Annotated in this window: 6 protein-coding genes; 3 read left to right on the top strand and 3 right to left on the bottom strand. The window is 69.8% G+C overall.

Annotation, left to right across the window (positions count from 1 at the left end; genetic code table 11):
* Positions 1-289 precede the first annotated feature (289 nt).
* Complete coding sequence (locus FJV41_RS46790) at positions 290-2890, top strand: M16 family metallopeptidase (protein WP_141649113.1); 2601 nt, start codon at positions 290-292, stop codon at positions 2888-2890.
* 134 nt (positions 2891-3024) lie between these two features.
* On the opposite strand, the gene FJV41_RS46785 is transcribed toward FJV41_RS46790, so the two are convergent.
* Both FJV41_RS46785 and FJV41_RS46780 read right to left on the bottom strand, forming a co-directional pair.
* Entirely contained in the window at positions 3025-3990 is a 966-nt protein-coding gene (locus tag FJV41_RS46785) for a hypothetical protein (protein WP_181791445.1), read from the bottom strand.
* A complete protein-coding gene (locus FJV41_RS46780) occupies positions 3987-4349 on the bottom strand; it encodes a hypothetical protein (RefSeq protein ID WP_141649112.1) in 363 nt (120 codons plus the stop codon). Before FJV41_RS46780 ends, FJV41_RS46785 begins: the two co-directional genes overlap by 4 nt.
* A gap of 40 nt (positions 4350-4389) precedes the next feature.
* Between FJV41_RS46780 and FJV41_RS46775 the strand changes: the two genes are divergently transcribed.
* Entirely contained in the window at positions 4390-5256 is an 867-nt protein-coding gene (locus FJV41_RS46775; protein WP_141649111.1) for a 50S ribosomal protein L11 methyltransferase, read from the top strand.
* Positions 5257-5723: 467 nt separating this feature from the next.
* Here the strand turns inward: FJV41_RS46775 and FJV41_RS46770 are convergent, their stop codons facing one another.
* Entirely contained in the window at positions 5724-6848 is a 1125-nt protein-coding gene (locus FJV41_RS46770) for a metal-dependent hydrolase (protein WP_141649110.1), read from the bottom strand.
* Positions 6849-6986: 138 nt separating this feature from the next.
* Here FJV41_RS46770 and FJV41_RS46765 point away from each other — a divergent pair, with 138 nt between their 5' ends.
* The gene (locus FJV41_RS46765; RefSeq protein ID WP_141649109.1) at positions 6987-7502 is read left to right on the top strand and encodes a DUF1993 domain-containing protein; all 516 of its coding nucleotides are present in this window, start codon (positions 6987-6989) and stop codon (positions 7500-7502) included.
* Positions 7503-7583 lie beyond the last annotated feature (81 nt).

Here is a 7583-nt window from a genome sequence, read left to right as displayed (position 1 = left end):
GGGCGGGGGGGGCCGCTTGGACGCCAGTGTCCTCCAGGTCCAGGCTGTCGCGCAGGTCCGCGAGCGGATCCACCTCTTCCGGAGGTGACGGCATGGGCATTCGCAGGTTACCGCCCGGCGGCGCGGCCTACCAGGGACGCGTGACGAGACAGGTCGGTTCGGGCTCCTGGACGCTGGGAGGCCGCACGGACCCCTCGACGCCGGGGCTCCCGGGCGTTAGCCAGTGGGGGAAACATCACACCTCGCCTTGCCCTCCCGGGGGGCGAGTGCCAGCTTCGGACGCTCCTATATGGCCATCCGCTACGCGCTTCCCAACGGGCTCACCGTCGTCTTCGACGAAAACCACGCCGCCAAGGTCGCGGCATTCCAGGTCTGGGTCAAGGTCGGCAGCGCCGACGAGCGCCCCGACCAGGCGGGCCTGGCCCACCTGCACGAGCACATGCTCTTCAAGGGCACCGAGCGGCGAGGCCCCGGCGAAATCGCCCGCGACGTGGAGGCCCACGGCGGCGAAATCAACGCCTGGACGTCGTACGACCAGACCGTCTACCACATCGTCATCGCCAGCCAGTTCGCCCGGACGGGCCTGGACATCCTCGGGGACGCGGTGCGCCGCTCCTCCTTCGACGCCGAGGAGCTGGCGCGCGAAATCGAGGTGGTGTGCGAGGAAATCAAGCGCAGCCAGGACACGCCCTCGCGGCGCGCGTCGCGCGACTTGTTCTCCACCGTGTTCCAGACGCATCCGTACCGGTTGCCGGTGCTCGGCACGGCGGAGAGCGTGCGGAGCTTCACGCGGGAGAAGGTGCTGGAGTTCTACCACCGCTACTACACGCCCAAGAACCTGGTGCTCTCCGTCTCCGGAGACCTGAGCGAGGCGGAGCTGCGCGGGTGGGTGGACGAGATTTTCGGCGGGGACTGGGGCCGTCCGTACGAGGGCGCGGGGAAGCGTCCCGAGGAGCCCACGCCCACCGGCCGCCGCGTGCTCTTGCGCCCGGACGAGGTGAAGGAGGCCTGGCTGCACATGGCCTTCCCCATCCCCGAGGCCTCGCACGCGGACACGCCCGCGATGGACGTGCTGGCGATGATTGTCGGCCAGGGTGATGCCTCCCGCCTGACGCGCGAGGTGAAGCGCAAGCACAACCTGGTCAACGACATCCACGCGTTCTCCTACACGCCGCAGGACCCGGGCCTGTTCTCGATGTCAATGACGCTGCAGCCGGGCAACCTCGAGCGGGCGCTGGAGGAGGCCTCGAAGGCGCTGGCCACGCTGCGCGTGACGCCGGTGGCCGCGGACGAGCTGTCCACAGCGAAGGCGCTGCTGGAGGCGGAGGCCGTCTACCAGCGCGAGACGGTGCAGGGCATCGCCCGGAAGATGGGCTTCTACCAGTCCGGCATGGGCAGCCTGGAGGCGGAGGCGCGCTACTACGAGGGCATCCGCTCGCTCACGGCGGAGCAGGTGCGCGCGGCGGCGGAGAAGTACCTGCGCTTCGACCACGCCACCGTCACCGGGCTTCTGCCGCACGGCACGACCTTCACGGAGGAGCAGGTCCACGCGGTGTTGGACAGGGTGGAGCGCGGCCCCGTCGCCGCGCCTCCGGAGCGCAAGGCGAGCAAGGTCTCCGTGGGGGAGCCTTCGCTGCGCCTGGGCGCCAAGACGAAGGGCCCCAGCGAAATCATCACGGAGAAGCTTCCCTCGGGCGCGACCATCATGGTGCGCGTGGAGCCCGCGGTGCCGCTGTTCGCCATGCGCGCGGCCTTCATGGGCGGCCTGCGCTACGAGACGTCCGCCGACAACGGCCTCACCACGCTGCTGTCGCGCAGCCTGACGCGAGGCACGCCGACGCGGGACGCGGAGGAGATTTCGCAGCTCGTGGACATCTACGCGGGCAGCATGGGCGGGTTGAGCGGGCGCAACTCGGTGAACCTGCGGGGCGAGTTCCTCTCGCGCCACTTCGAGTCAGCCTTCCGCCTGTTCGCGGACACGCTGTCCAACCCCTCGTTCCCCGAGGTGGAGGTGGCGCGCGAGCGCGCGCTGATGCTCCAGGACATCCTCACCCGCGAGGACAAGCCGTCCAGCCTCGCGTTCGACCTGTTCAACCGGACGCTGTACCGGACGCATCCGTACCGGCTGCCGACGCTCGGGGAGAAGGAGTCCGTGGAGGCTTTGGGGCCCGAGGCCCTGCGCGCGTATCACGCTCGCTACATGGACCCGTCCCAGCTCACGCTCACCGTGGTGGGTGACGTGAAGGTGGACGAGGTGCTCGCGCTAGCGCGGGAGTACTTCGGCGCCTCGCGAGGCAAGGCCGCCGCCGCGCCGAAGGTCACCGCCGAGGGTCCGCTGGAGGCCGCGCGCCAGGAGAAGCGCGTGCTGGCCAAGGCGCAGTCGCATCTGGTGATGGGCTTCCGGGGGCTGCGCATCAACGACCCGGAGCGCCACGCGCTGGAGACGCTGTCGGGCGTGCTGTCCGGGCAGGGCGGCCGGCTCTTCGTGGAGCTGCGCGACAAGCGCTCCATGGCGTACAGCGTGAGCAGCTTCGGCGTCGAGGGCATCGAGCCGGGCTACTTCGCCGCGTACATGGGCACGAGCCCCGAGAAGGTGGACGCGGCCCTGGACGGCATCCGCGCGGAGTTGAAGCGCATCCGTGACGAGCGCATCCCCGAGGAGGAGCTGGAGCGGGCGAAGCAGAACCTCATCGGCACGCACGAAATCGCGCTCCAGCGGAACGGCGCGCGCGCGGGGATGATGGCCATGGACACCGTCTACGGGCTGAACCTGGACAACTTCCTGCACTACGCGGAGCACATCGCCGCGGTGACGTCGGACCAGGTGCTCGAGGTGGCGCGTCAGGTCATCGACTTCGACAAGAGCGTGCTCACCGTCGTCGGTCCGTGAGTCGCGGGCCCGCCCTCTTCCACGAGGGTGGGCCCCACGCACGCTGAACTCATCGAAGCCTCAGGGGCCCGCTCTCTCGCGAGGGTGGGCCCTTTCGCATTCTCGCTCCGGGCTCGCGGGTGGCCCGCGCTGACTCAGAGGTCGGTGCCGGGCATGGGCGGAGGAGGCGAAGGCTTCGCTTCCGGCTCGACGCCTGTCCCCAGCGAGAGCGCGGAGTCGATGGCCTCCAGCAACGGCCCCGCCGGAGCCCCCGGCAGCGTCGTGCAGGCCCGGACCAGCTCCCGCTTGGTGCGAAGCCGGTTCGGATGCGTCTTGGCCTCGCGGGCCAGTGCCTCCGGGTCCACCGGCGCGGCCAGCAGCGAGGCGCAGGTGCGGAAGGTCTCCATCCGTGAGCGGTCCTCGTCATGGAGTAGCACCGGGGCTCCGTCCAACAGCAGGCCCGAGAAGCTCATCGTCCGCATCTCGTCGGCGCTCAGCACCAGCGTCCCATTCAGCGTGGCGCGCGGCTCGGGCGGAGGGCCATTGCCGCCCGCCAGCTCCACCACGCCGTCCGCGGGCTGCGGCTGACAGGGCACCTCACGCAACGCCACCATCTCGTCGGCCTTGCGCGTCTCCTTCGTCTCGCCGCCCCGGTGGAGCTGGATGATGCCCGCCACCACCGCGGGCACGCCCAGTGACAGCAGCACCACGCCCCACGTCGTCGCCACCTCGCGGCTGGGGGCACCGTAGTGGCCACTCCGGTCGATGGAGTCCTTGTCCGGTGTGTTGGAGAAGAGCGTGCGCCCCAGCACCAGGAAGCCACCCACGGCCGTGAGGACACCCCCCGAGCTCACCGCCCCCGCCGCTCCCGGCACGGAGCGGGTGGTGATGATGTCCTCGGTGTACTCGGCATGTTGTTCGGTGCGGCAGATGTCCGCCGTCAAGAAGCGCAGGGAGAGCTGGGGCCAACGCACCTCCGTGCGCGCGAAGGGCATGCGCTCCCCGAGCTGCGTCTCCTGGAGGTACGTGCGCAGGACGGGGCCTCGCTCGGTGCGCCGCTCCATGTCCAGGGGCGTACACCCCACCGAAAGCACCAACGCCGACGCCACCCACCGCTTCATGGCACTTCCCCCCGGAAAAAGGTCGTCACGTCCGGACAGTCCACGAGGAACCGGGCCGAATCCCCACAAGTGGGCGTGCGCCCCGGGGTGGTCCCCTCCCGGATGAGCGGCACCCGGCAGTCCAGGACCCGCTCCCGAGTGGGTACGGAGAAGGTGAAGTCCTCCGAGCCGCAGCCGGTCCGCTCCAACAGGGTGGCCTCGCAGCGGGTGTCCACGGCGAGCTGCTCGGCCACGCCGGGACAGGCCGACGTCTCGCAGAGGCGGTTGACGACATCCCGACAGACGGCGGCGTCGGGCGCTTCCGGGCCGGAGCAGGCGGTCAGCCAGGCCAGCGGCCACAAGATGAACAGGTGTCTCACGGCGCTCCCACGCTACGCACGGCGCGGTAAAAGGGCCCGCATGTCCCAGACCTATCTGTCACTCACCGTGGAGTTGCCCGAGGAAGCGTCCGAGGCCGTACAGGACCTCCTCCACGAGTCCGGTGCGCTCGGCCTCGAGGTACGAGACCGGGAGACTCCCCCCATGCCCGGCGTGAAGGCTCCGCCGGTGGGCGAGAACATCATCATCGGCTACTTCGAGGACCGCGAGACGGCCGAGGCCGCCCGCGAAGAGGTCGCCGAGTCCTACCCCTCCGCCCGGCTCAGCCTGGACGAGCAGCCCCAGCAGGACTGGAGCAACGAGTGGAAGTCGCTCATCAAGTCCGTCCATGTGGGCCGGCTGTGGGTGGGGCCGCCGTGGGACGTGGGCAATGCCCCCGCCGGGGCGGTGCGACTGGTGATTGAGCCGAAGATGGCTTTCGGCACGGGCGACCACCCCACCACTTCGCTGTGTCTGGCGGCGGTGGATGCGTTCATGGCGGACCATCCGGGCGCGAGCGTCCTGGACGTGGGCACCGGCACGGGTGTGCTCGCCATCGCGGCGAAGAAGCTGGGCGCGGGGCGCGTCGTCGCCACGGACAACGACCCGACGTCGGTGGAGCTGGCGCAGGAGAACCTGACGGACAACGGCACGCCCGACATCGACGTGTCCGGCAAGGAACTGACGGCGGTGGAAGGCACCTTCGACCTGGTGCTGGCCAACATCCTCGCCAACACGCTCATCGAGCTGGCGCCGCTCATCGCGCTCAAGGCGAAGGACCGGTTGGTGCTCGCGGGCGTGCTGTCTCATCAGCGCGCGGACGTGGAGGCCGCCTACCGCAACCAGGGCTTCACCGTGCTGCCCGGTGCGACGCAGGGCGAGTGGGTGCGCATCGATTTGAAGCGCTGAAGTGCCCGAGCGAGGGCTCGCGTGCGGCGACCACGCGAGCCCAGACGTACGGCGCCCGCGATGCTCCGCCTCGGGGATGCGGCTCGCGCGGCGCCCCCACAGGCGAGTGGGCGCCTTCGGGGATGCGGCTCTCGCGACGCCCTCACCGGCGAGTGGGCGCCTTCGGCGATGTGGCTCACGCGGCGCCCCCACAGGCGAGTGGGCGCCTTCGGCGATGTGGCTCACGCGGCGCTCCCACTGGCGAGTGGGCGCCTTCGGGGATGTGGCTCACGCGGCGCCCCCACAGGCGAGTGGGCGCCTTCGGCGATGTGGCTCACGCGACGCCCTCACCGGCGAGTGGGCGCCTTCGGCGATGTGGCTCACGCGGCGCTCCCACTGGCGAGTGGGCGCCTTCGGGGATGTGGCGAGACTCCTCGATGCGGCGTGCGCACGACAGCGTGTGGCCACGCGCCCGCGAGCGCGGAGGGTTACTCGACGTTCGGGCGCTTCACGAGCCGCAATTCCTTGTCGAGTTCAACCACGGCGGAGCCAAGTCCTCCGCTCTGCGAACGTGAGTAGCGCACGTCATCAATCGTGACGCGCCACCCCGCCTCCGTCTGTGCCACCTGATACGTGGGCAGACGCAGCCAGTTGGCGAGGCCGCGCAGATGCGGCGCCGCGAGCGCGGCCTGGATGACGGGACCAGGGTTGGGCTCGCGAGGAAGCGTCGGCCCGCTCATTTCAAGGTGCGCGTCACCGCCGCTCAGGAAGTCCGCGCGGACGAAGTGGTAGCGGTCCGGCCCCAGGGCGATGAGGTCTCGCACGAAGGGATTCGCGGGCACCGGCCCCGCGATGACGCGCTCCACGGAGTGCCCCTGCGCCTTCAGCCACTCCTGGGCCCTGGGCGCGGCGACCTGGGAGCCCAGCAGGATGGCACCCAGATAGAGCACCAGACCCACGCCGCACACCGTCGCCACGCGCTGGGTGGACACCACGTTAGTGCCCTTCAAGCGCAGCCAGAGGATGGCCGCGACACCGACGGCCCAGAGCACCTTCGCGGGCCAGGGAACGAAGCCTGGAATGGTGACGAGCGCGGTGGTGGCCACGCCCAGCACGAGCCAGCCCGCGACGGACTTCCGCGTGCGCGCATCCGCCATGATGACGGCCGCTCCCGCGAGCAGCCAGACCCACGGGTCGACGATGAACAACGTGTCACCGTAGAACCACGTCCCGTCGAACGGCATCAGCAGCCGCACACCATAGGTGTTGAGCCAGTCCAGCGCGGGATGACTCAGCACCGACACCGTGGACAAGAGCAACAGTGGCCCCGCGCGAGCGGGAGCAAGGTCTGGCTGTCGGCGCCTTCGCACGAAGCGGTCCCACAACAACATCAACCCCGTGAGCACGAAGGGCCAGAGTGACAGCGCGAGCACCCCATGCGTCCAGCCTCGACGCCAGTACAGCGAGGCGTCCGAGCCCGCGAGGGCGAAGACAGCATCCACGTCCGGGAGATTCGCGCCGATGACGAGCGTCGCGGTGGCCAGCGGCGTGTAGCGCTTCAGCCCCGCCTCCGCCATCCAGGCTCCGACCAGCGAGTGAGCGAGATTGTCCATCCGTCTTGAGGGTACTCCACTCCCACATGGACCTCGACACCTCGCGTCACCTTCTCTGCCCGGCACGAAAATGAGGGACGCGTTAGACAGTCGCGCCTCGAAGAACCGCCGTCCGCCCGGGACGGCCTGGAGCCTTCCATGTCCATCTCGATGTACCAGGCGTCGATTCCCGTCTTCATCCGAGCCCTCAACGTGCTCTCCACCCTGCTCGAAAAGGGGGCCCAGCACGCGAAGGAGAACGGCGTCGACCCGCAGACCCTGCTCGACGCGAAGCTGGCGCCGGACATGCTCAACCTCGTGGCCCAGGTGCAGCGCGCCAGCGACACCTCGAAGGCCACCGCCGAGCGCCTGAGCGGCGTGCCCGCCCCGCGCATGCCGGACACCGAGAAGACCTTCGACGAGCTGCACGCGCGCATCGCGAAGACCGTCGCCTTCCTGAAGTCCATCGACGCCTCGACGCTCCAGGGCAGCGAGAAGCGCACCGTCACGCTCACGGCGGGGGACTACAAGCGCGACTTCCAGGGAGACGACTACCTGTTCACCTTTGGCCTGCCGAACTTCTATTTCCACGTCACCACGGCCTACGACATCCTCCGCCACAATGGAGTGCGCATCGGCAAGCAGGACTTCATCGGTCCCTTCGAGCCGCGCTGAACGTCTCTTGGGCTCCACGCTCCGAACGCGCTAGCGTCCCCGCCGCGTGGAGCCCCCACCCGTTCATCCGCCGCCCAAGCC

Source organism: Myxococcus llanfairpwllgwyngyllgogerychwyrndrobwllllantysiliogogogochensis, assembly GCF_006636215.1.
GTDB classification, from domain to species: Bacteria; Myxococcota; Myxococcia; order Myxococcales; family Myxococcaceae; genus Myxococcus; species Myxococcus llanfairpwllgwyngyllgogerychwyrndrobwllllantysiliogogogochensis.
The sequence above is the reverse complement of the archived record's forward strand: the minus strand, read 5'-3'. Positions and strand labels throughout refer to the sequence as shown.

Coding starts and splice junctions, on each gene's coding strand:
- FJV41_RS46790 (WP_141649113.1), top strand. CDS start 290: ATGGCCATCCGCTACGCGCTTCCCAACGGGCTCACCGTCGTCTTCGAC.
- FJV41_RS46785 (WP_181791445.1), bottom strand. CDS start 3,990: ATGAAGCGGTGGGTGGCGTCGGCGTTGGTGCTTTCGGTGGGGTGTACG.
- FJV41_RS46770 (WP_141649110.1), bottom strand. CDS start 6,848: ATGGACAATCTCGCTCACTCGCTGGTCGGAGCCTGGATGGCGGAGGCG.
- FJV41_RS46765 (WP_141649109.1), top strand. CDS start 6,987: ATGTCCATCTCGATGTACCAGGCGTCGATTCCCGTCTTCATCCGAGCC.
- FJV41_RS46775 (WP_141649111.1), top strand. CDS start 4,390: ATGTCCCAGACCTATCTGTCACTCACCGTGGAGTTGCCCGAGGAAGCG.